The organism is Novosphingobium sp. AAP83 (genome assembly GCF_001295795.1).
Lineage (GTDB): Bacteria > Pseudomonadota > Alphaproteobacteria > Sphingomonadales > Sphingomonadaceae > Novosphingobium.
On the sequence record NZ_LJHY01000001.1, the window covers coordinates 1 to 23599 of the forward strand.

17 protein-coding genes and 2 pseudogenes are annotated in these 23599 nt (G+C 58.0%); 7 read left to right on the forward strand and 12 right to left on the reverse strand.

Annotation, left to right across the window (positions count from 1 at the left end):
- Positions 1-274, reverse strand: a 274-nt coding sequence (locus tag IP81_RS21175; protein WP_231626173.1) for a hypothetical protein, incomplete at its 3' end; no start/stop codon positions are given.
- Between the two features lie 201 nt (positions 275-475).
- On the opposite strand from IP81_RS21175, the gene IP81_RS00010 reads away from it, so the two are divergent.
- Positions 476-1228 carry a ferredoxin--NADP reductase gene (locus IP81_RS00010; protein ID WP_054105928.1) on the forward strand — a complete coding sequence of 251 codons (753 nt, stop codon included), beginning with the start codon at positions 476-478 and terminating at the stop codon, positions 1226-1228.
- Between the two features lie 55 nt (positions 1229-1283).
- On the opposite strand, the pseudogene IP81_RS21180 reads toward IP81_RS00010, so the two are convergent.
- The 3 genes and pseudogenes from IP81_RS21180 to IP81_RS00020 all read right to left on the reverse strand — a co-directional run.
- Positions 1284-1412: pseudogene (locus IP81_RS21180) on the reverse strand (IS5/IS1182 family transposase); the annotation flags it as partial.
- Between the two features lie 160 nt (positions 1413-1572).
- Positions 1573-1956 (reverse strand): hypothetical protein, encoded by a 384-nt coding sequence (locus tag IP81_RS00015; protein ID WP_054105929.1) that lies wholly within the window; start codon positions 1954-1956, stop codon positions 1573-1575.
- A gap of 183 nt (positions 1957-2139) precedes the next feature.
- The gene (locus tag IP81_RS00020; RefSeq protein WP_054105930.1) at positions 2140-4566 is read right to left on the reverse strand and encodes a TonB-dependent siderophore receptor; all 2427 of its coding nucleotides are present in this window, start codon (positions 4564-4566) and stop codon (positions 2140-2142) included.
- Positions 4567-4832: 266 nt separating this feature from the next.
- Here IP81_RS00020 and IP81_RS00025 point away from each other — a divergent pair, with 266 nt between their 5' ends.
- The 3 genes from IP81_RS00025 to IP81_RS19470 all read left to right on the forward strand — a co-directional run bounded on the left by IP81_RS00025 (position 4833) and on the right by IP81_RS19470 (position 9367).
- A complete protein-coding gene (locus IP81_RS00025; RefSeq protein ID WP_054105931.1) occupies positions 4833-5381 on the forward strand; it encodes a lipocalin family protein in 549 nt (182 codons plus the stop codon).
- A gap of 431 nt (positions 5382-5812) precedes the next feature.
- Complete coding sequence (locus tag IP81_RS00035; protein WP_054106062.1) at positions 5813-8443, forward strand: TonB-dependent receptor; 2631 nt, start codon at positions 5813-5815, stop codon at positions 8441-8443.
- A 145-nt stretch (positions 8444-8588) separates the two neighbouring features.
- A protein-coding gene (locus IP81_RS19470) for an IS5 family transposase (protein ID WP_157573023.1) occupies positions 8589-9367 on the forward strand; the annotation gives its coding sequence in 2 pieces (ribosomal slippage) (positions 8589-8946 and positions 8946-9367; 780 coding nt in all).
- Between the two features lie 7 nt (positions 9368-9374).
- Here the strand turns inward: IP81_RS19470 and IP81_RS21185 are convergent.
- Positions 9375-9602: pseudogene (locus IP81_RS21185) on the reverse strand (transposase); the annotation flags it as partial.
- Between the two features lie 111 nt (positions 9603-9713).
- Between IP81_RS21185 and IP81_RS21600 the strand changes: the two are divergent.
- Complete coding sequence (locus IP81_RS21600; protein ID WP_082355825.1) at positions 9714-9962, forward strand: transposase; 249 nt, start codon at positions 9714-9716, stop codon at positions 9960-9962.
- 206 nt (positions 9963-10168) lie between these two features.
- On the opposite strand, the gene IP81_RS00055 is transcribed toward IP81_RS21600, so the two are convergent.
- The 6 genes from IP81_RS00055 to IP81_RS00080 form a co-directional block, all read right to left on the reverse strand.
- Positions 10169-12847, reverse strand: coding sequence for a M1 family metallopeptidase (locus IP81_RS00055; RefSeq protein WP_054105934.1), 2679 nt, complete (start codon positions 12845-12847; stop codon positions 10169-10171).
- A gap of 139 nt (positions 12848-12986) precedes the next feature.
- Positions 12987-14351 carry a HAMP domain-containing sensor histidine kinase gene (locus IP81_RS00060; protein WP_231626176.1) on the reverse strand — a complete coding sequence of 455 codons (1365 nt, stop codon included), beginning with the start codon at positions 14349-14351 and terminating at the stop codon, positions 12987-12989.
- 47 nt (positions 14352-14398) lie between these two features.
- Complete coding sequence (locus IP81_RS00065; RefSeq protein ID WP_054105935.1) at positions 14399-15136, reverse strand: response regulator; 738 nt, start codon at positions 15134-15136, stop codon at positions 14399-14401.
- Positions 15137-15141: 5 nt separating this feature from the next.
- Entirely contained in the window at positions 15142-15774 is a 633-nt protein-coding gene (locus IP81_RS00070) for an EF-hand domain-containing protein (RefSeq protein WP_054105936.1), read from the reverse strand.
- Positions 15775-16001: 227 nt separating this feature from the next.
- A complete protein-coding gene (locus IP81_RS00075; RefSeq protein ID WP_054105937.1) occupies positions 16002-16370 on the reverse strand; it encodes a VOC family protein in 369 nt (122 codons plus the stop codon).
- A gap of 58 nt (positions 16371-16428) precedes the next feature.
- A complete protein-coding gene (locus IP81_RS00080; RefSeq protein WP_054106065.1) occupies positions 16429-18228 on the reverse strand; it encodes an aminopeptidase P family protein in 1800 nt (599 codons plus the stop codon).
- Between the two features lie 62 nt (positions 18229-18290).
- Here IP81_RS00080 and IP81_RS00085 point away from each other — a divergent pair, with 62 nt between their 5' ends.
- Both IP81_RS00085 and IP81_RS00095 read left to right on the forward strand, forming a co-directional pair.
- Entirely contained in the window at positions 18291-20366 is a 2076-nt protein-coding gene (locus IP81_RS00085) for a S9 family peptidase (RefSeq protein WP_054105938.1), read from the forward strand.
- Positions 20367-20619: 253 nt separating this feature from the next.
- Positions 20620-21021 carry a thioesterase family protein gene (locus IP81_RS00095; protein WP_054105940.1) on the forward strand — a complete coding sequence of 134 codons (402 nt, stop codon included), beginning with the start codon at positions 20620-20622 and terminating at the stop codon, positions 21019-21021.
- 150 nt (positions 21022-21171) lie between these two features.
- Here IP81_RS00095 and IP81_RS00100 read toward each other — a convergent pair whose 3' ends face one another.
- Positions 21172-23562: a DNA translocase FtsK gene (locus IP81_RS00100; RefSeq protein ID WP_054106066.1), complete on the reverse strand. Its 2391-nt coding sequence runs from the start codon at positions 23560-23562 to the stop codon at positions 21172-21174.
- Positions 23563-23599: the final 37 nt, after the last annotated feature.

The following is a 23599-nucleotide window of genomic DNA, read 5'->3' on the forward strand; positions in this document are numbered from 1 at the left end:
TATTGCTCGACGGATTGCCGCTGTCGTGCTGGCGCGCCCGTGCAAAACTTGGCCCACAGCGCATCCTTCCATTCCTGCATGGATAATGCACCATCAATCCCCGGGACCAAACTTCTAGATCGCTTCTTTCATCGAGCATGACAGGCGCCGACGACGCTATGAAAGCTGTGTCAACATTACCCTTGCCGACGCTTACTTCGGCAAGGGTACTGAAATGATCACGCATCACCAAAGGATCAAGCCACAAACCAGCGAAAATCGGCGCTTGCATCACCACGAGCTCGCAGCTTAATAGCGCTGTCCAGAAGAAGCTCCCAACCGGCTAGTTTACACCGTGAGTGGCGCCAAACGTTTGACAACGGACAGGCGGTCTTAAGGCCGTAATTGACAGGCTTGTGGTTTCGACCAAGGTATGAAGTCATTCCAATTGTAGCTTGTTGATGACCCAAGCGTTTGTTTGAATTAGGAAAATGACATGGCGTTTGCGACTGTTAAGGTTTTGACCACGCATCAGTGGAATGCGGGCTTATTTTCTTTTTCAGTCTCGCGTCCTGCGTCATTCCGCTTTGTCAGTGGCCAATTTGTGATGCTCGGCCTGATGATAAATGGCAAGCCATTGGTTCGTGCATATTCAATTGTGTCAGCCACATGGGATGACAGGCTCGAGTTTCTGAGCATCATCGTCCCGGATGGTCCGTTGACCAGCCAGTTGTACAAGATCACACCGGGCGACGAGATCTTGTTAGGTTCAAAGCCCACGGGAACCCTCACACTCGATGCCTTGTTGCCCGGAAAAAGGCTTCACCTCATTGGCACAGGTACTGGACTGGCTCCTTGGATGTCCATCATTCGCGATCCTGACGTTTATGAACGTTTTGAACAAATCACGGTCCAGCATACGGTGCGACTAATCGAGGATTTGGCATATCGCGATATGCTGGAAAGCCGGATGATGAACGACCCTCTTATTGCTGACGAAGCAAAACAGAAGCTTGTTTATGATCAATCCGTCACGAAATGTCCGACTTGGATCCACGAAAATCGTCGCATAACCACACGTATCGAGTCCGGAGATTATCCGCTCGATCCCCAAACAGATCGCGTAATGCTTTGTGGAAGTATGGGAATGATTAAGGAGACTGGTGCGCTGCTCGAAAATCTAGGCTTTGTAGAAGGCGCACATTCGCATCCTGGAACTTATGTTCTTGAACGGGCATTTGTGGGCTGAGAGGCTGAATCACAAAAGATATTTTAATACAGATTCTTACGATTCTCGAGGTGAATTTTTGGCGACCCAACTTCAAACGCGGCGGCAGTAGAAGCTCCAAAATTGGCCACTCGGCGTTGGTCAGATCGCTTGGCAAAAGCAGTCCCGCTCTGGCATGCCGCCGCCGGGTGGTGGCGGTCCAGATGTGCAACTCCGTCTAAGTCTCGCAACTACGACTGAATCACATCAACCTGATATCACCCAACGTCTTTTTCGGTCGGCCTTTGAAAAACTAGGGACTATTTGCTGATCCTTAAAACATAGATCCCAATATTCATCGCTATGGTCCATTTTATGACCAGAGATCACGATCCGCACAATCCAACAAGATCGGTGGAGGATTGGTTTCCTGCTGTGTAGTTTATAAAAAGCTTATAGTCTCGGACCGTACATTCTTCGCATTCGCGATCCAATGGGTTACCCTCCAAAAGCCGGTAGTTGCCGGCCGGGGTTTCGAGAATGTTCATGATTGGTGAGGGGCTTGTATCGGCAAAGCCTTGATCTTTGCCACCAATATTGATCCAGTACGTCTGGAAATCTGTTTCGATGACCTTGCGCGGTGAGGCTTGATTATCATCTTCCTTCAACCAGAAAACGCAACTCGCCCCGTCAGCGTGGGTTTCATTAAGGTATGCAGGTCCTGCCGACAGCGAATTGGCGATAGCGGCGCCAGCTATGAAGGCGCTCAAGAAGCACGCACAAGTTAGAGATCGAACCATTTGCATTTGCTTCCTTGCAATATTTGGCTGAAGGCACGATTTCCACAAAAATTATTTTTATCATTATATAATCAATAACTGTTGCGGTTTCCACGATCAACTTCCTCCCCGATCCGGCATCGGCATCGGCACCGGCTGTGGGTGGCGCAGAGATCAGAAATCTAGGCTGACCCTGCCAAAGTAGTAGCCGCCGTTGATACCGAACGGCGAGAAGCTCGGGTAGATTTCTACGGCGGGGTTTCCGGCGGCTGCGCTTGCAGCAAGGCCTTGGGCATCGACCCGGTCAGGAAATACGTTGAACAGGTTGTTTGCACCGGCACTGAACGTCAGACCTCGGGCAAGCTGGTAGCTTATGGTCAGGTCGGTTATGACTTTCGCACCGGTTCGGTCAATGTAGTAGCGCCCGTCACCAGGATCGGCATAGCGCGATGATTGGCCGTAAACCGTGTTCCGCAAAGCGATCATCAGCGGGCCTGCGGTAAAGTTCGTGGCCAGAACCATCTTCAGGCGTGGCGAGGCGGTTTCGAGGTTCGAGATCGCTACCAGATCGAAAAGCTGTTGCCCCGATACCGCAAGCTGTGAGGGCGCGTTGCGAATGCGGGTGACTTCGACGTGGTTGTAATTGGCCGCCAACGACCAGTCGAACAGGCCCTTGCCCAAAGGCGTGCGGACGCCCAGAACGAGGTCGATGCCGCGTGCGAGGGTGTCGATGCCGTTCGAAAAGATGTTCACGCCAGAGAACGGCACGGCTTCGAGCGTATTGCCGTTGGCGACGATCGCCGCGTTGACCGCCGCCGAGCGCAGGCTTCCGGCATAAGTGCCATAAAGCGTGCCGCTGCCCACCACACGGTCCCGAATGTTGATCTGATAGAGATCAAGTGAGAGGCTTATAGCCGCTGCGGGCTTGGCCACGATGCCGAAATTGAGGTTCGTCGATTTCTCCGGCATCAGCGGATCAATCCCGATCAGGCGGGCGGCGGAGGAATTGGGGGGCAACTGGACAAATGCCGAATTGGGCTGGACGTTGGTTGCAGAATAGCGCTGTTCGGCAAGGGTCGGTGCGCGAAAGCCGGTGCTGTAAGTGCTTCTGAATGCCAGCGCCGGACTGATCTCCAGCCTGCCACTCACCTTGCCCACCAGCGCATCGCCAAAGTCGCTGTAGTCCTCAAAGCGTGCCGCGAAATCAAGCTGGAGCATGGCGAGCGGAGCAAAGACAAGGTCTGCATAGGCGGCCTTGACGGTGCGGCGGGTTGATCCGGCATCGGTGAGTGAAAAACCGGGAAACGATTGCGAACCCGCCTTGTACCGCGATGCCGGATCGCCAGCGGTGATGGCATAAGTCTCGCGGCGGTATTCGGCACCAAACGCTAGCGTTGTCGGGGTTGGCAGGCCGATGGAGAGCGACCGGTGCGCGTCAAAGTTGATCGTCCACTGACTGTTATCGAGATTGCCATTGTAGAAATCGAACGGCGTTGAGCCGGTATCGGCGAAAAGATCGGCATTGGCGGATCGGGTCACTTCTACCCGGTTGTGATTGATGCCATATGTCGAGCTGAAATCCAGCGACCAATCGCCGACCTTCGTGCGCAACCCTGAGGTGATGCTCAGATCGTCGGATATCACCCAGTCGATTGGCGAAAAGCCATCAGGGTAGAGCGCTGGCAGCTTGGTTGGCAGGCGGAAGTTAGCCCAACCGCCCGATTTTTTGTTGCCATAAGTTCCAAAAGCATAGGCCTCGCCCTCACCCGCCAGCCGCACACCGGCATTGATCGTGGCAAGGTAGGTGCGAGCGCGCGCGTCACCGAAGACTTTGGTGACTAGCGGATAGCCTGCAAGTTCCCGGTACTCGGGATATTCGCCCGATGTGATCGCGCGTTCCACGCGCTGGTCGGGGCCACCGGCATTGCTGAAGCCATGATCGCGGATAGAACCAGTGATATTGACATAGCCCGATGTGCCCAGCGGCAAGCCGAAGTTGGCCGTGCCTTCGGTAGTAATGCCATCCCCCCGGTAATAGCCGCCATGGGTAAGCGTTGCATTCGCGCCCGAAGCCTCGGAACTGAGGATAATGTTCAGCACGCCGGCAATTGCGTCCGATCCGTACTGCGCCGCCGCTCCGTCCTGGAGTACTTCGATCCGGCGGACCGATGTCAGCGGCACGAAATTGAGGTCTGGCGCTGCGCCGCCCTGAAACGGCCCTGCCAGCACCGCAAGGTTGGCCGTGCCATGGAGCCGCTTGCCATTGATCAGCACCAGCGTGTGATTGGGCGAAAGGCCGCGCATCCGCACCGACAGTGTCTCGTTGGCAAGGTCAAAGCCCACGGCCTGAACATTCAGCGAAGGCAAGGCGTTGGCCAGCGTATTGATCAGTGCCCCGCTGCCATCGCGCCTGAGCATTGCAGCGCCAAGGATTTGGACAGGAGAAAGGCTGTCCTCGGCGCGCAGGTTGCTCGTGCGGGTACCGGTAACGATGATATCGCCTTCGGGCGTGGTGTCGGCACAGGCGGGCGTGGTTGCACAGCATAGGCAGCCCGCAGTCGTTGCCGCTGCCAAAACAGCCTTCAAAGACGTGCTGTTCATAGGTAATGCGCCTCGAATTCCAGCGCCTTGCATGGCACCTGCTATAGGGCCGGGAGCTACACAAAAAATCACAAACACAATAGCTTGGCGGGCGCGAATGGCCGTGTAGGGCTGCGTATCGGGCCAAATGGTGCTATGGATAATGCACAAGGGTGATGGGCTGGGCAGATGTAGCCACGGTCGGTTCACCTGACATGACCGAGAATAGTCGTGCCATTGCTTCTTACGTGATAAGCCTTTGTTTTACGCGATCGGACAGAACCACGATGACACCCCAATCACGCAAGACTGCCCTGCTGATCTGCATGGCCGCAGGTCTTTCAGCGTGCACGGTCCTTTCCAAGCCGCCGGTTGGCAATCCCAAGGTGCCGCAGCCGGCCAAGTCCGTTCTGATCGAGCGCTATCTTGGCCGCTGGTATGAACTTTACCGTTATGACGCGGCGTTCCAGAGGGATTGCGAGGCGGTGTCTGCCGATTATTCGCGCAATGCCGATGGCTCGATCCGCGTGCTGAACACCTGCCATAAAGGCGCGGTGGACGGCGCTGTGACAACAGTAACCGGCAAAGCCAAAGTGGTCGATGCCGCCTCCGGTGCCAAACTCAAGGTCTCGTTCTTCGGGCCGTTCTATGGGGATTACTGGGTGATGGACCATGCCGAGGATTATCAATGGTCCATCGTGGGTGAACCGTCCGGGCGCTACCTCTGGGTCCTTTCGCGCGATCCCAAGCCCTCAGATGCCTTGAAAACCCTGCTGCGCCGCCGTGTGGAAGAACTGGGCTATGACTGGTCACTGGTGCGCGAAACCCGCCAATAACGCCAAATCATCACCGAGACACTACCGCCTTTGCTAAGATGCGCGATGCCGCCTTCGACTGCAATGTGCCGTAATTGCGTATGAGTCCTTCCAAAAAGGAAGTTGACTCCATGTTGCCGTGCAGCATTATCAATCCCGGACAAGCGTCAGGGAACTGCAAAAAAACGCGCTTTGTGCCGGGGTAAAACACCGAAACTGATCTTGCCGCGTCGAGCGTGGCGGGGGCTGAGGGCGCATATGCCTTTTGCCCGGTGGAGATGTTTGCCTCGCGGAATTTGGCCGCTGAAGTAGCAAGTAAGCTCATGTTGCAACGCAACAGAGCCTCCATGTCGGAGACCACGGAGCAGGTGTGATGAAGGTGCGGAAGACCTGCGTTTCAGCATAAGGGGGTTAATCGAATGAACAAGAAGACCGGGTTCAAATCACGGGCCATGAGGGCACTGGGCGTAAGCACGATCCTTTCCACGCTGGTTCTGCCAATGACGGCTTATGCAGCCGAACCGCAGGAAGCACCGGCGCCAGCCGCCGATCAGGCCGAAGACCAAAGCGGTGGCCTTGGCGAAATCATCGTCACCGCCACGCGCGATGCTACTTCGATCCAGAAAGTGCCGATTTCGATGCAGGCGCTGAGCACCGAAGTGCTCGCGCAGCGCCAGATCCGCGGCCTCACCGATTTCGCAGCAATGCTGCCGTCAGTCACTTTTGCAGGCATCGGCCCGGGCCGTAACACGCCGTTCTTCCGCGGTATTGTGCCAGCTGGCGGCGCGCGTGAATCGGTCGGATACTATATCGACGATATTCCGATCACCGGCACCGCGCTCCCTGATATTTACGTTTATGACGTTGAGCGTATCGAAGCACTATCGGGTCCACAGGGTACGCTCTATGGCGCAGGTTCATTGGCCGGTACGATCCGTTTTATCTCGAACAAGCCAAAGCTTGATACGTTCGAATTCGGTTGGGATGCCGAAGTTAACAAGTACGGCGAGGGCGATTTCGGCGGCAATTACCAGACCTTCATCAACGCGCCAATCTCCAGCACGCTGGCGGTCCGCGCGATGGCTTTCTACCGCAAGGATGGCGGTTATATCGACAACCTGCCCAACAACGGCAAGTTTGCCGATGGCTCACCAGCCTTGCTGACACTGGGTGACAACAACCCGAACACAAAATTCCTGCTCGACAATGGTGATATTGCGCAAGACGATTACAACACGATCGAGCAATACGGCGGTCGTTTGCAAGTGCTGTGGGAACCCGCTGATGGCTGGTCGATCATGCCGCAGATCACTGCGCAGAAGCAGATCGCCGCTGGCTACTTCGGTTTTGATCCCGATGTTGGCGATTTGGCCGTGCATGATTACGATATCACCGAACAGAACGACCAGTTCTATCAGGCTGCACTGACCATCAATGGTCACATCGGCGATTGGGATATCGTTTCTGCAACGGGCTACTATCAGCGCGAGGTCAGGCTGCGCAACGATTATACCTACTACACCGTCACTTACGACAAGTTCGGTGCTGGGTACGAAAACTATCTCCAGTTCTTTGACCAGAACGGCTGCACGGGTGCTGGCGCGGCACTGAAATGCACCAGCCTGATCAATCCCACACAGTTCTTCCGCAATTTGAACAAACAGAAGAAGTTTACACAAGAATTGCGCATCTCGACGCCCAAATCTTGGCCGTTCGATGTCACCCTGGGTGGCTTCTATCATCGCCAGAACAACGAAGCGAACAACGACTATTCGATCCATGGTCTGGACAAGATCGTCGGCTATACGCGTTCAGGCGGCGGTGATACCAATCCTGCCGGGTTTGGCGTGCCAACCACCGCGGGCGGTACGATGATTCTGGGAACGCCTGCGGTTCAGCGTGACGCATTCTACATGACCCAGAACAACAACAACTGGTCAGACTATGCGATTTTCGCTGAAGGGCATTATAACATAACGCCCGAACTGAAGTTGACAGGAGGCATCCGCTACTTCTGGACCGAATTTGACATTGTCGGTTTCGCCGGTGTTGCAGGTTCGGCGCGCAATGCCGTTACCTCGACGTTTGTGCCAACCGGTGCGAGGGGGTGCCCGGTCCCGTTACCAGCCGGGACGCGGCTTACGTGTTTGAACACAAACTTTGCGGTCGCCGATCAGACAGGCCGTTATAAGGAAGAGGGGCAAACCCATAAGGTTGCGCTGAACTGGCAGTTCGACCCGTCGAAGATGCTCTACGCCAACTACTCAACCGGTTTCCGTCCCGGTGGCTTCAACCGTCCTCTGCGCATTCGCAATATCGGTATCGCCACGGTTCCGCCGTTCCAGTCTGAAACGCTGACCAACTACGAATTGGGCTTCAAAGGCACATGGAACAATATGTTCCGTTTCAACGCTGCGGTTTACATGGAAGACTGGAATAACATCCAGTACTCAGTGGTTGTTTCTGGCGCGCAAGGCGCAGGCATGACCGGCAACGCTGGTAAGGCCCGCGTCTATGGTGTTGAATTCGATGCTGATCTCAAGCTTGGAGAGTTCACTTTCTCAACTAGCGGCGCTTACAACGATGCCAAGTTGAAGGGGGACTTCTGCAACTTTGCGTTTGATCCTGCTTCCCTCTCTATTGCGCAGCTTCCAACGTGTGCCGCTGGCCAGACCGTAGCGGGTTCTTCACCGCCCACCCCGCAGGTTGCGGCTGCCGATGGTACCCGCTTGCCACGCCAGCCCAAGTTCAAAGGAACGTCGTCAATCCGTTATGACACCCAAATGGGTGACATGGACGCCTATGTGCAAGGTGCAGCGCTTTATCAAACCAGCGCAACGCAAGACCTCAACGTGTTCAACAACAACCTTTACGGGAACACGGCAGGCTTTGTCAGCTTTGACTTCTCGGCAGGTATCAAGAAGAAAAACTGGACGCTTGATGTCTTCCTCCAGAACGCTTTCGACAAACGTGGCGAGCTTACGCGCAACACCTTCTGCTCGATCACGTTCTGCTCTGAATCGGCTCGTACCTTCACCATCCGTCCCCAGTTCTTCGGCATGCGCTGGGGCCAGCGTTACTAGAGCATCGTGCGTTTAATCTGCAAGGTACCCTGCTGCGCTGAGATAGTTCCAGCATTCGTCTGGATGTTAGGTAGTGTTTACATTCAGGATTCCCAAAGCAATGAAATTCTGTTCCAAGTTTCTGGCTGGATGGAGGTCAGCATGGATAGATCGACAGGAACTGAGTGACGCGGTTTGGGAGCGGATAGCGCCGCATTTGCCGGGCAAGGCGACCGACCCTGGGCGGACCGGGCGAGACAATCGACTATTTGTGGAGGCGATCCTTTGGTTGGCCCGGTCGGGAGCGCGTTGGCGAGTGCTGCAGAACGAGTTTGGCCGTTGGCACACCGTGTATCAGCGCTTCAACCGATGGTGCCGTAGCGGTGTTTGGGAGAATTTTTTCAAGGCGTTGAACGATGATGCGGACTTCGAATACATCCTCGTCGACCGCACCATCGTGCGCGCCCATCAGCAAAGTGCTGGTGGCCCAAAAAAAGCGATTGATTCGAAGATCGGTTTGAAGATCACGCGCTGGGACGATCAAAAGGCGGCTTGAGCACCAAGGTTCAAGCCGCCACCGATGCATTGGGCAATCCGGTACGCTTCATTCTGACCGGCGGCGAGCGTAACGATATCACGCAGATAGAGACGCTTCTCCACGGGCTGAGAGCCGGACATGTGCTGGCAGACAAAGGCTACGACGGCCGACGTGCCATGGACGCTATCGCTGCCAGCGGTGCAAAGCCCGTCGTCCCAGCCTGGACCATCACCGCCAAACGGCGCACATTCGGCGCGATTATCTACAAGGACCGTAACCTGATCGAACGCTTCTTCAGCAAGATCAAGCACTTCGGACGCATCGCAACAAGATACGACAAACTGGCAAGAAACTACGCTGGCTTCGTCAATTTCGTCGCCGCAATAAAATGTTGCCTCTGCATGTAAACACCACCTAGCGTTCGCAGATTGATCCGACGGCCTTCCACTGGGAATCGACTGTGCGGGCTTTTGCCTTTCGCAGGTGCGCTTTCAGCTTGGCGAAGGCCATTTCGATGGGATTGAGGTCCGGGCTCTAGGGTGGCAGGTAGAGGAACCACGCCCCGCGCGCCTTCAGGATCGCGGCAGCTTTCTCGCTTTTGTGGCTGGAGAGATTGTCGAGGATGACCATGTCTGTAGATTTCCGCTGAGAATTGACCCGGGTGATGGTATGTCCCGTAGAGCGAGACCTCTGCGAAAGTAGCTGACGCGGGCGCACAATTGTGATTCTTTTTGTGAGAGCGAGGAGGGTTTCATGCCGGGTGGATTTGCCGAAGCGTTTTTGCCTGCCGGGTCTGGGCGATGCGCTGTTTGCCGAAGTGTCGCGCCAGCTCGATGCTGCGGGCTACATGGTAAAGTCCGCACCGCTGTCGAACGCACCTTCAGTGAGATCAAGTGCGGACCACACGGCTTCATCCGAATGCGCTATCGCGGACTTGAACGATGCCGCCTCCACGCCGATCTCGCCGCCATCGCCTATAATCTGCGCAGAGCAGCAGGCTGAACGATCAACCAAATCAACCGATTACACGTCCATCAAGCCCATGGGCCAGTCCAAACATTCGCAAACCCAGTGCTGTCACCCCTCAACACGCACTTCATCCTCACGCATGACGCTTTTCGCAGAGGTCTCGCGAAGGCGGGAATGACGAAGGAAAGATGAACGAGAGGTAGCGTAGCATCTATGCTGTTCGCAAAAGATGCGTCTGCCTATTTCCGTGCCGTCGCCAGCCAGCCTGTCAGCCCCCTCACGAACATTGGCCGTGCCTTGGCCTTTTCGGACAGGCCGCCGATGACCTGATCGACCGGGCGTGCGGCATCTGCCGGAAGGCTGGCCTTGAACTCTTGCAGCTTGGCAATCATCGCCGGGTCGGTTGCACCGCTGGCAAGGCTGGCGATGAAGGTCACGCGGCTTTGTGCATCGACCAGTTCTTCAATTCGCGCGCGGTTGGCGATGGCAAAATCATAAGTCGCTTCAGGGAACAGCGCTGCAGATGCCACAATCATCGCGGCACTGGTAGTTTTGCCCGGCGCATCGGCCAACGCCAGATCACGTGCGGTTTTGGCCAGCGCCGGATCGGCTGCACGGCCCAGCAGCGTGTAAAGGAACTGGCGCTCTACCTGGCTGTTCGATGCGCCCGCCATCTTCAGGATCGCATCCCAATCGGCTTTGGTGGCATTGCGTGCAACGATGCCCAGCCACGTGGTTTTCAGAGGGCCGTCCATCGCTTTGGGGTTGTTGACCAGCGCGGCAAAGCGGCTGCGGGCTTGCGCCACCACATCGGCATCGCCCATCGCGCCAAAGCCGCTGATCAGCGTTGATCGCAGATCGGCATCGGGCAGGGTTTCGCTGGTCACAGGCTCAAATCCGAGCGCGATCAGGCGTGGCTTATAATTGGCGGTCACTTTGGCCGCGAGCTTCTGCCTTGCAGCCGGATCGGCTTCCAATGCGCGCCAAGCTCCCACATAGCGCCCGAACGCACTGGCGGCGACAACCGGATTGCCGCTCCCCGGAACCGCTGCCAGCAGATCGAATGCAGGTCCGTATGGCTGATAGCCGCTGCTGGCCAGTGCCAGATTGTCTTGCAACAGGCCGATCTGATCGACCGGTTGCAGCTTGGGCATCGCCGCCTTCAGCGCGCCCAGCATTTTTGGTGTGTATAGCGAGCGGTAATAGCCCAATTGCCCCGCATTGATCACGACAGGGCCACAGCCCTTCACGGTAACCGTGCTCCTGCCGCCATTCAGGCTACCATCAAGGATCGCGCGTACTGGTTCGCCACCTGCGGAAACCAGCAGCGGCACTTTCCACATCGTGGGCTTTGCAGCCACTTCGTCCTTGCGGTCGACGCTGAATTCGCTTTGCGTCAAGGTGAGGGTCGAGACACCCTTCTTGCAGGTCAGACGGTCTACTTTGACCAGCGGGATGCCGGGCTTCGTGGTAAAATCTGCCGCAATAGCGGTCAGGCCGGGAGCACCGGCCTTTTCAACGGCTTGCCACAAGTCTTTCGAACGCGTGTTGGCAAATTTGTGATCGCGCATATAGGCACGCAGCCCATCGCGCCAAACGCTTTCACCGGCAAAGGCCTCCAGCATCGCGATCACCGCTTCACCCTTTTGATAGGTGATCGCATCGAAGGCCTGATTGGTCTCTTCCACGGTCTTGATGTCTTGCACAATCGGGTGCGTGGTCTTGAAGCCATCAAGACCCATCGCGGTTTCGCGCCCGTCCACGCGGTCAAGCAGCGGGAACCAATCGGGGTGGAAATGGGCGGTGGTCTTGGTTTCCATCCAACTGGCGAAGCCTTCGTTCAGCCACAGGTCTTCCCACCATGCCATCGTCACCAGATTGCCAAACCACTGGTGTGCCACTTCATGCGCTTGTGTAGAAACAAGGTTCCGCCGCGCCGCCGCACTGGTGATCGCCGGATCATTCAGCAAGATCCGCTCGAACGTCAGGATTGCGCCCCAGTTTTCCATCGCCGAAAAGAACTGCGATTGGCCCGGTGCCGCCACATTGTCGAGCTTTGGCAGGGGATAAGGCTGGCCGAAATAATCGGCGTAGAACGGGATGAGCGGGGCCAATTCGTCCAGCGCATAACGCGCCTGTTCGCCGCTGCCTTTGGGTGAGACGATGCCCGCCTGCACGCCGGGGGCGGCTGCCTTGGCCATCCTTTCCCAATCGCCAAGTCCGAAGAACAGGAGATACGACGACATCTTCGGGCTGGTGCCAAAAGTGACGCGCTTCAGGCCTTTGTCGAGGCTCTCCTCTTTGGCCACCGGCATGTTGCTGATCGCCATCTGGGTGGCGGGGACAACCGCCGAAAGATCGAAGGCTGCCTTGTAAATCGGCTCGTCAAACATCGGGGCAAAGCGGCGCGCGTCGGGTGCTTCGAATTGCGTGAACAGCCCGCGCACGTCCTTGCCGGTGATCTTGTCAGGGTAATCGAGCGCGAACATGCCGTAAGGCTGGGTATAGATCACGCCGGTATAGACTGTTTCGAGCCGGTACTTGCCGGGGGGCAGCGGCTGGGCTGCGGCAAACTTTGCCGTCTGGCTGGCGCTATCCATGGTTACGGTCACCGGCGTGGCATTGCCGCCTGCGGGGGTGAGCGTGGCCGATGAAATCTTGAGGTCAAGCGCGTGCAGCGTTAGGAACGGCGTCGCTTCGGTTACTTCCAAATCGACCGAAGATGTGCCGGCGAAAGTCAGGTTTGCAGCGTCGGGCGTGATTGCGATTGTGTAATGCAAGGGGTGCGCAACGCGCGGCAGATCGGTGTGCACACCGGCGGCTGCCGACGGATTTCCCGGGATTTGCTGGGCTGTAACCGGGGCCGCAAGGCCCGCGACCGAAAGCGCAATCGCCGAAACAAAGGAAATGGCATGCATTTGAAATCTAACTCCCCGGCGCAATTATATGTTGCAGCCCTAACGCCCCGCCCCGTGCTCTGCGAATCTTTTTAAGGAAACGCGCGAGCGGGTCTTGCCCAATATGGCATATTCAAGACGATGGACGATGACTTTAAGCTTAACCAATGGGCAAGCGTATAATCGCGGTAAGCCCTGCAATCTCGCCATTCACACCGGGCCGGTTGACCAGCGCCAACGTGCCGCCGTGTTGATCGGCAATGGCGCGCGCCAACGTGAGGCCAAGGCCGGTGCCGCCGGTGCCACTATTGCGTGAGGCCTCAAGCCGGGTAAACGGCTCCATCATCCGCGCAATATCGCCCTCGGGAATGCCAGGGCCATCATCCTCTATCCGCAACACAGCCATATGGCCTTCGCGCGCTAGAGAAATGCGCGCGCGCTGGCCATAACGCAGTGCGTTGGACACCAGATTGCGCAAAGCGCGGCGCAGCCATGTGGCGCGGATCAGCAGCACGATGCGATCGGTTTCACCCAGCTCGACCGCTTCGCCCATGTCTTCGAATTCGCCGATGACATCGGCTACCAAAGCGGCAATCTCGTTCGGCTCAATCGGATCTGACGGGCGGCCTACGCGCGCAAGCGAGAGAATATCGTCAAGCGAGCGGTTGATGTCTTCAATCGTGGCAGCCATGCGCCCGCGTTCAACATCATCGTCAACCGCTTCGATCCGCACGCGCAGCGCCGCCAAAGGTGTTTTCAGATCGTGGCCGATGGCACCCAGCATCACGTCTTTTTCATCCAGCATCGCCGCGATGCGGGCTTCCATGGCATTGTGCGCGGTGATCAGGCGCTGGATATCCTCAGGACCATCCGGCTCCAATTGCCCGCCCAGCTTGCGGTTCCCGGCAAAGTCCTCAACGCGGTGGGTGAGCGCTTTGAGCGGGCGGGCGATGCGCTGCACGAGCAGGGCCATTGCGCCTACCAGAACGAGGTAGAGCACGATCGTCTGCCCAACGAGAGGGGCCAGAACCATTATGCCGCCGCGCTCGCTGAGCACGCGGGTGGAAAGCCACTGGCCAGAGTTTTGGCGAACCGCAGCGACAATCAGGCGCGGCATCGGCTGGTTTGAAAATACTGCTAATTCACGGCGATGGCGCTGTATAAAGCGGATGCTGACAGGGTCATTCAAAGGATTACGCTCAAACACAACCACTTCGGCAGCATCGAAGCCTTGCGCACCGAGAATTTCGGCCAGTTCGCGCTCGACATGCCCGAGCCGAACCTCGTCCGCGCGTCGAGGGGATTGGTCACTCTGGGTAAGCTTGAAGCGTCCGCTCGTCCGGTCCTCATTGTCGCGATCACGCTCCCGGCGGCGTTCGGGCGATGGCCCGAGCAAACGGAAAGCGGCCGAACTTACCAGCGAAGATTCGCGCCGATGGCTCTGTTCACGCCAAATCAGCACGGCCGAGATCGTCTGCGCCACCAGCAGGGCAAGCGCGATCGCGCACAGGACCTGACCTTGCAAACTGCGCGGCCAAAAACGCAGGCGTGAAAAGAACGATGGCAAGCCGGTTACACCTCTTCCACCGTGGGTGCGCGTTTTCGCACTTCGGCGGCCAGCATATAGCCACCGCCCCATACTGTCTGGATCAATTGCGGGTTGCGGCTATCGACTTCGATTTTGCGGCGCAAGCGCGAGATCTGGTTGTCTACCGCCCGGTCAAACAAGTGCGCCTCGCGGCCTTGCACCATATCCAGCAGGCGATCTCGGTCCAGCACTTGACGGGGATGATCCAGAAAGGCGAGCAGAAGGCGGAATTCAGCCGACGAAATCGCCACGACCGCGCCTTCCTGATCAATCAGACGGCGCTTTAGCGGATCAAGCCGCCAGCCTTCAAACTCATAAACAACGGCATCGGCAATCTCGCTCGACTGCTTGTTTGCGCGGCGCAATACCGAGCGGATGCGCGCGACCAGTTCGCGGGGATCAAACGGCTTTACCACGTAATCGTCAGCGCCGATTTCCAGCCCCACGATGCGATCGGTTGATTCACCCTTTGCGGTGATGAAGATCACCGGCAGCTTGCGCGCCTCAACCAGATGGCGGCACAGCGATAAGCCATCCTCGCCCGGCATCATGATATCTAGCAGGACAATGTCGCAGCCCATTTCGTTCAGCCGACTGCGCGCCTCGGCTGCGGTCGCAGCTTGCGTTACGACAAACCCCTGGCGGACAAGGTAGTCCGCCAAGGGCTCGCGCAGGGCTGGTTCGTCATCGACGACGAGGACTCGGATCGGCGTGTCGTTCATGACATTCAGTTAGCCGGAGGTGGGGGCGGCGGTCCATCACCCATTACACCCATGCCGCCCTTAAGCATTGGGCCGCGATAGCCGCGCTTCATGCCCATCTTGCCCATCATCGCGCGGCGTTCGTCGGCTGTGATCTTACCGTCCTTGTTGGCATCGGCCATGTCGAAGTGCATTTTGGTGACGGCATCGAATTCGGTACGGGAAACAGCACCATCCTTGTTCGTATCGGCCATGGCCAGCATGCCCATGCCGCCACCCATCATGCCGTAATGGCCCATGCCGCGATGTTTGCCGCGACCTTTGCCACGGCTTTCGGCGCGCGCCTCTTTGCCCGCTTCCATCTGTCTGTGATGTGCCATGAATTCATCGCGGCTGATGGTGCCGTTCTTGTCCGTATCGATCGATGCGAATTTCTCACCCATTTTGGCAGAACGGTCAGCCGGATCGAGCTTGCCGTCCTTGTTAACGTCAAGCTTGGTCCACATCGTGTCAGCCTTTGCCTTGGCTTCGCTCCACGAAATGGCCTTGTCGCCATCGGCGTCCATCTTTTGGGCCGAAGCAGGCGATGCGGTATAAAGCGCCATCGAAGTTGTTGCCAAAACGGCAGCAACAGCGGCGATCTGGAATTTCGTTTTCATGTCGGGGTGCTCCTGTGAGCGTAAAAGAGGAGAAACTGCGGCCATCCGCCACACGGCAAGGAGGGGAGAGGGAGACCTTGCCCAGAGGGGACTGGTTGGGGACAACCGCAGTTTCCATTTCCCTTATCTAAGAGCATATTGTCGCGCGATTATGCCCGGAAGGCCGGTTCTTTGTCGCAATTTGTCGCGCCAATGGCAGGCCGTTCACCAGCCTGCAAGCTGGCGCTTCAGCCCATTACAAAGGCGTTGAGTTTATTGCCGTCGGGGTCGCGGAAATACGCAGCGTAAAAGCCGCCACCGCGCACGCCCGGCGCACCTTCATCGCTGCCACCATTGGCCATCGCCATGGCATAGAGCCGATCAACCTGCGCAGAATCCTTGGCTTCCAACGCGAACATCACGCCATTGCCGACCGTTGCCGGGTTGCCATCGAAAGGCACCATTGCGCCAATCCCGGCCCCGCCGCCCGGAGCACCCCACGCGATGCCCGTAGGAAACTCCATCATCCTGCCAACGCCCAATTCTGCTGCAATCGCATCATAGAATTTGGCTGCACGCGCAAGATCATTGGTGCCAACCGTTACGTATCCAAGCATTGCCTCTCTCCTGTCCACCGAATCGCATATTAAGAACAATAAGTGAACAAATAGGCGTTTATAAGGGGGCGCAGGCAGCTTCCAACCAGATCAAATCGGTGCCCATCAGTTGCGGTGCAAGAACCGCGCGGACTCGCCTGTGATAGCTATCAAGCCATCCGCGTTCTTCGGCCGTCAGCAGCGCCACTTCCACCAGCGTACGGTCAATCGGCGCGAAAGTCAGCGTTTCAAAGCCGAAGAATTCACCTTCCGCGCCCGCGATCTCACGGCGTTCGACCAGCACCAGATTTTCGATGCGAATGCCGTATTCGCCGGTCTTGTAATAGCCCGGTTCGTTCGACAGGATCATGCCTGGCAGCAGTTCCTGCCCCGTTCCGGCTTGCCCGCCCGCTGCTTTGGCAATGCGCTGCGGGCCTTCGTGGACCGACAGGAAGCTGCCAACGCCGTGGCCGGTGCCATGCGCGTAATCAAGGCCTGCGCTCCAAAGGAACTGGCGCGCAAAACTATCCAATTGGCTGCCCGCCGTGCCTTTTGGGAACACCGCGCGCGCCAGCGCGATGTGGCCTTTGAGTACGCGGGTAAAGCGGTCCTTTACTTCTACAGACGGCGCATCTGGGCCGATCCACACCGTGCGGGTGATGTCGGTTGTACCATCAACATATTGCCCGCCTGAATCGACGAGGTAGACGCTGTTTGGTTCCAGCGTGCGGCTGGTCTCTTCGCTCACCCGGTAATGCACCACCGCGCCGTTGGGGCCGGCGCCTGAGATCGTATCAAACGACAAGTCTTTGAGCAGGCCACCTTCGGCACGGAAAGCTTGCAACCGGTCAGCGGCGGATAATTCGGTAACCTCGCCTCGGGGTGCTTCCTGTCCCACCCAATGCAGGAAACGGGCGATAGCGGCACCATCGCGTGATTGCGCGGCGCGGTGGCCCGCTTGCTCGACCGGGTTCTTGATCGCTTTGGGCAGGACCACCGGATCGGTGACCGCGATAATGTTCGCGCCTGCACCCTCCAGCGCTTGGAACACGGCCGCCACCGCACGTTCGGGATCAACCGCCACCTTGCGGCCCCGCAACGCTTCCAGCGCTGGAACAAAAGCATCGCGCGGCTGCACCCGCACCGCATTGCCCAGGTGCGCGGTGAGGTCCGCTGTCACCTTTTCGGGCGCGATAAAAAAGTCCGCCGTGCCATCGGCATGGGCAATCACGAATGACAGCGCGACCGGCGTCCGGTCCACATCGCTCCCTCGAATGTTGAGCAGCCATGCCACGGAATCGAGCGCGGTTACGACAGCGGCATCAAGGCCGTTGGCGGCGAGCCATGCGGCAATATCGGCGCGCTTTTCATGCGCCGATTTGCCCGCGTGTGCATCGGCATGGGGCACCGCGGGCGCAAGCGAGGGCGCGGGCTGGTCTTCCCACACCGAATCCACAGGATTGCGGGCCACCGGAAGCAATGTCGCATCGCTATGTTTCAGCGCCATGGCCACGCCATCGGCCCAGCCCTTGGAATGGAGCCATGCATCATAACCGATCCGCGCGCCTTGCGGCGCATGTTCGCCCAGCCAAGCCGCAACGCTGGTTTGCGGCACCGATTCGTAGGACCAGCACTTGCCGTCCACCTGATCGCGCACTTGCAGGGTATAGCGCCCATCGACAAAGATCGCGGCCTTGTCAGCCAGTACCACTGCCGTGCCCGCCGATCCGCCAAAGCCGGTCAACCATTCCAGCCGCTGGGCATAGCTGCCTACATATTCGCTCATATGTTCGTCGGAAATCGGGATAACGAAGCCGTCCAGTCCGTCCTTCGCCAGTTGCTTGCGCAGGGCATCGAGACGGGCTTCGTGTGTGTGCATCAACATGGGCAATTCCTGAATCGTCGAAAGCCCGCCTTGCGGGCGTCATGGACACACCATAGATGCGAGGAATGACACTTGCCACACCTCCCTTCGCCCCCAAAAAGCCCCACACCTTTTCGCACCACGGGTTGACCGTGTCCGACGATTACGCGTGGTTGCGCGATCCGGGCTATCCGGAAGTGACCGACAAGGAAATTCTCGGTCACCTTGAGGCCGAAAACGCGTGGTTTGAAAGCCGCATGGGCGAACGCAAACCGGTAATCGACAGCCTGTTCACCGAAATGCGCGCGCGCATTAAAGAGGCCGATAAATCGGTCCCGCAAAAGGACGGCAATTTCCTCTACTGGATCGAATACGAAGAGGGCGCGGAATACAAGAAGTGGTGGCGCCGCCCTGTGGGTGTGCCCGATGATGGCAGCGCGGACGAACTGATCCTTGATGAAGTAGCGCTGGCCGAAGGCGTGGAATACTTCCGCCTTGGCGCGATTGCGGTGTCGTCCGATGGCACCAAGCTGGCGTGGTCTGTCGATGACAATGGCTCGGAACGCTTCACCGCGCGGATCAAGGTGATCGCAACCGGCGAAGTCCTGCCCGACGAAATCCCCGGCACCTTGTCCGGCCTGATCTGGGTGAAGAACGATACCGGCCTTGTCTATAGCCTCGCCAACGAAAACTGGCGGACTGACAATGCGCGGCTGCACTGGATCGGCCAGCCGCTCGAAAACGATGTGGAACTTTATCACGAGGACGACGAAGGCTTTCGCGTCGGCGCGGCGCTTTCGGCCAATGAACAGTGGCTTATCATCTCGACCGGCGATCATGAAACCGGCGAAACGCGGCTGGTGCCTGCGCACGATCCTTTGGCCGAACCCATATTGGTCAAAGCGCGGCAAAAGGGCGTAGAATATGACGTCGATGAGCGCGAGGGCGTGCTCTATATCCAGACCAACGACATCCACGAAAACTTCCGCCTCGCTACCGCGTCCCTCAGCAACCCCGGCGAATGGACCACGCTGATCGAAGGGTCGGACGAGTTTTACCTCACCGGCTTTGAACTGTTCCGCGATTTCTATGTGGTCGAAGGCCGGGTGCGCGGCTTGGACCGCATCGAAGTGCGCTTTTATGATGATCCGGCGCGCATCGAGCCCATCGAATTCCCCGAAGCCAGCTATGAAGCGTCGCTGGGCGATAACCCCGAATGGGCGATGACCGTGCTGCGGGTTGGCTATGAATCGATGGTCAGCCCAGCGTCATCGTTCGATTACGATGTCGCCACACGCAGCCTGAAGCTTCTGAAAGTGCAGGAAATCCCTAGCGGCTATGACGCCTCGCTTTATGAAACCGCACGGCTGGAAATCGCAGCGCGCGATGGCACTTTGGTTCCGGTCAGCGTGGTCTGGCGCAAGGATCGTGCAGCGGGTGGCCCGCTTCACCTTTACGGTTATGGCGCTTATGGCATCGCCATTGGCCCCGGCTTTTCGACCACGCGGCTCAGCCTTGTCGATCGCGGTTTTGCCTATGCCATCGCGCATATCCGGGGCGGCGATGATCTGGGCCGGGCGTGGTATAAAGCGGGCAAGCTGGAAGCGCGCACCAACACCTTCAACGATTTCGTCGATGTCGCCAAAGGCCTGATTGATCGCGGCTTCACTGAAGCGGGCAAGATCAGCATTTCGGGTGGATCGGCAGGCGGCGAACTGATGGGCGCGGTGATCAATAGTGACCCAGACTTGTGGGGCGCGGTCGTAGCCCATGTGCCCTTCGTCGATGTTCTGGCCACGATGCTCGATGCCGATCTGCCGTTGACGCCGGGCGAATGGCCCGAATGGGGCAACCCGATTGAGGACAAGGCCGCGTTCGAACTGATCCGGTCGTATTCGCCATACGATCAGGTCAAACCCCAAGCCTACCCGCCGCTAATGGTCACCGCAGGCCTCAACGATCCGCGCGTTACCTATTGGGAGCCCGCCAAATGGGTCGCCAAATTGCGCGAGGTGAAGACCGACACCAACGAACTGATCCTCAAGACCAACATGGGCGCAGGCCATGGCGGCAAATCAGGCCGGTTCGAATCCTTAAAGGAAACCGCCGAGGAATTCGCGTTTGTCCTGTGGCAGTTGGGCGTGGAGGCGTGACGCTACGCGAGCTTCAGTGGCCGTCAAAACTGGCCGTTTTGGCCACAATTGCGACCGCGCTGCTCATCGCGTTTCCGGGAGATGGTCAGCGACTGCTTATTTCGTTTCCTTTGCAAGTATTTGGGCTGCTGATGCTTGCGATTTCACTGTACCGGTATAGGTACTGGTGGTTAATCCTCACGCTTCCAGTTCTGGCCTTTCCCTTGACCTTGTGGGGAACGCTGTTGTTCCAATGTCTGAACGGTAATTGCTTATGAGCAACAGCCACACCCGCAGCTTCACTGCTGGACCCGAGCACATCGATGAACTGGGCCATGTGAACAATGCGGTGTGGGTGAACTGGATTCAGGACATGGCCACCGCGCATTGGGAGGCGGTGGCCCCGCTGGCGCACCAGCAGGCCTATGTCTGGGTCGTAACGCGGCACGAGATCGATTATCGCGGCAATATCGCGCTGGGTGAAAGCGTCGATGCGGTGACGTTCCTGCCCGAAGGCCCAACCGGCGCACGGTTTGACCGGCGGGTGGATTTTACCAATGCAGCGGGCAAGATCATCGTCAGCGCCAAAACCACATGGGCCTTGATTGATCGCGCCTCAGGTAGACTTCTGCGCGTGCCCAAGGACGTCGCGGAACCATTCATGACTCAAAAATAGGGTCAATAAATGGGGACAGTCCCTATTTATTTCGCAATCCATCACACCCGCTCATGCTGAGCTTATCGAAGCATCTGGCGCGGCTTGGGGGCGCTCACCCTTCGAAAGGCCTAGGGTGAGCGTGGTTTGAAGTACGCAATCAGCGTTGCATCACAGTACGTTGCCGTCCTTGTCGCGATAGATCTCGCGTCTGCCGACGTGGTTTGATGGGCCAACGAGGCCATCTGATTCCATCCGCTCGATCCACTTCGAAGCGGTGTTATAGCCCACGCCCATCTGGCGCTGGATCCAGCTTGCCGATGCCTTCTGGCTTTCGAACACGAGCTGGCAGACCTGACGGTACTTGCGGTCCTCGGGATTATCTGACGCGCCATCGATATCGTCAAAGCCGAAGCCGCCATCCTCTGGCTCTTCGGTAACCGAATCGACGTAATCGGGGCTGCCCTGGCTGCGCCAGTGATCGGCCACTTTCTCAACCTCTTCGTCCGAAACGAACGGGCCGTGGACGCGCTTGATCGGGTCGGTGTTGGGCTTGTAGAGCATATCGCCCTTGCCCAGCAGTTGTTCGGCACCCTGTTCGCCAAGGATCGTGCGGCTATCGATGCGGCTGGTCACGGCAAAGCTGATGCGCGTGGGCAAGTTGGCCTTGATCACGCCGGTGATCACGTCAACCGACGGGCGCTGCGTGGCCATGATCAGGTGGATACCCGCAGCACGGCTCTTTTGCGAAAGCCGCTGGATAAGCACTTCGATTTCCTTGCCGACCGTCACCATAAGGTCGGCCAGTTCGTCGACGATCACCACGATTTGCGGCAGGACTTCGTATTCAAGCTGCTGTTCTTCGAACATTTCCTCGCCGGTATCGGGATCGAAGCCGACTTGGATGCGGCGGCCCAGTGGCTTACCCTTGGCTTGGGCCGCGCGCACCTTTTCATTGAAGCCCGAGATATTGCGCACCGCCACTGACGACATCTGGCGATAGCGCCGCTCCATTTCCTCAACCGCCCATTTCAGCGCGCGCACCGCCTTGGCAGGCTCGGTCACTACGGGTGAAAGCAAGTGCGGGATATCGTCGTATGACTTCAGTTCCAGCACTTTGGGATCGACAAGGATCAGGCGGCACTGTGCGGGGGTAAGCCGGTAGAGCAGCGAGAGCAGGATGCAGTTGAGCCCGACCGATTTACCCGAACCGGTGGTCCCTGCCACCAGCAAGTGCGGCATTGTGGCAAGATCGGCCACGATGGGTTCGCCCGAAATATCCTTGCCAAGGATGATCGGCAGCAAGGCCTTTGAATTAGCAAACTTTTCGCACGCGATCAGTTCGCGGAACGAAACCATATCGCGGATCGCATTGGGCAATTCGATGCCCATCACGGTGCGGCCCGGAATGGCCGAAACACGCGCCGAAATCGCGCTCATATTGCGGGCAATGTCGTCAGCCAGACCAATCACCCGGCTGGCCTTGATGCCCGGCGCCGGTTCCAGTTCATACATGGTGACAACCGGCCCGGTGCGGACGGCGGTGATTTCGCCCTTCACGTTGAAATCGTCGAGCACGTTTTCCAGCAGCCGCGCGTTGCGTTCCAGCGCCAGCTTGTCGATCTTTTGTTCCGATCCCGGCGGTGCTTCGATCAGGATATCAATCGAGGGCAATTCGTACTTATCAAACAGATCGCCCTGCCGGACTTTGGGGAAGACGGCGGCAGGCGCGGGATTGCGTGTCGGATCGGAAATCTCGGTCGGCTTGCGAGGGGCAAGCGCGGCCTCGATATCGATGGAGTCGGCCAAGGCGCTCGCTTCTCTGTCGCGCTTGCCCTTTGTGCCAGGGGACGCAACCGGGGCGTCCTCTTCCTCGTCATCATCCAGATCGTCGCGTACAGGTCGGCGCAGGAACGACGGCAGGCTTAACATTCGTGCCCAGTCAAAAGCGAACACGCGGCTGGCAATGGCCATCCCGCTGCCCAGCGCGATTAGTCCCAGTGGTGCGGTGAACCAGATCATTTCGATTTGCGGGGCAAATCTTGCCAATCTCGTAATCCCTGCCGCGCCCAACAATCCTGCCATACCACCAAGGCCCGCCGGCAAACGGCTTGCCGCATTCGGCCCCCACAGGGCCAGCGCCGTGCCGATCAGCGCCATTGCCAGAAACAACAGCAGGGTTGGCCGCCACCAGCGTGGCGATGAAACTTCTCCATCTTCTTCGTCAATGTCGATCAGATCGCTTTCGGCATCCCATAACCGCCGTGCGAACACCCACAGGAGGGGCAAAAGCAAGGCTCCGGGCGCGCCAAAAAACAAAAGCACGCGTTCTGCCGCCCAGGCACCGGGCAGGCCCATCCAGTTCTCGACCGGACTGCCCGAAGCGGTGCTGCCCGAAGGATCGGTCTGGGTATAGCTGACCAGTGCCAGCGCGAGGAATGCCAATACGGCGACCAGCACCCCGCCGCCGATAAGCTCAAGGCTGCGGCGCAAAGACCGGCGCAGTACGGCGCGCCAGTCTGCACCGCTTCCGCGTGCGCTTGATCCTGCCCGGCTTGCCATGATTACGCTTATCCCTGCCTTTACTTGCCCCATCATG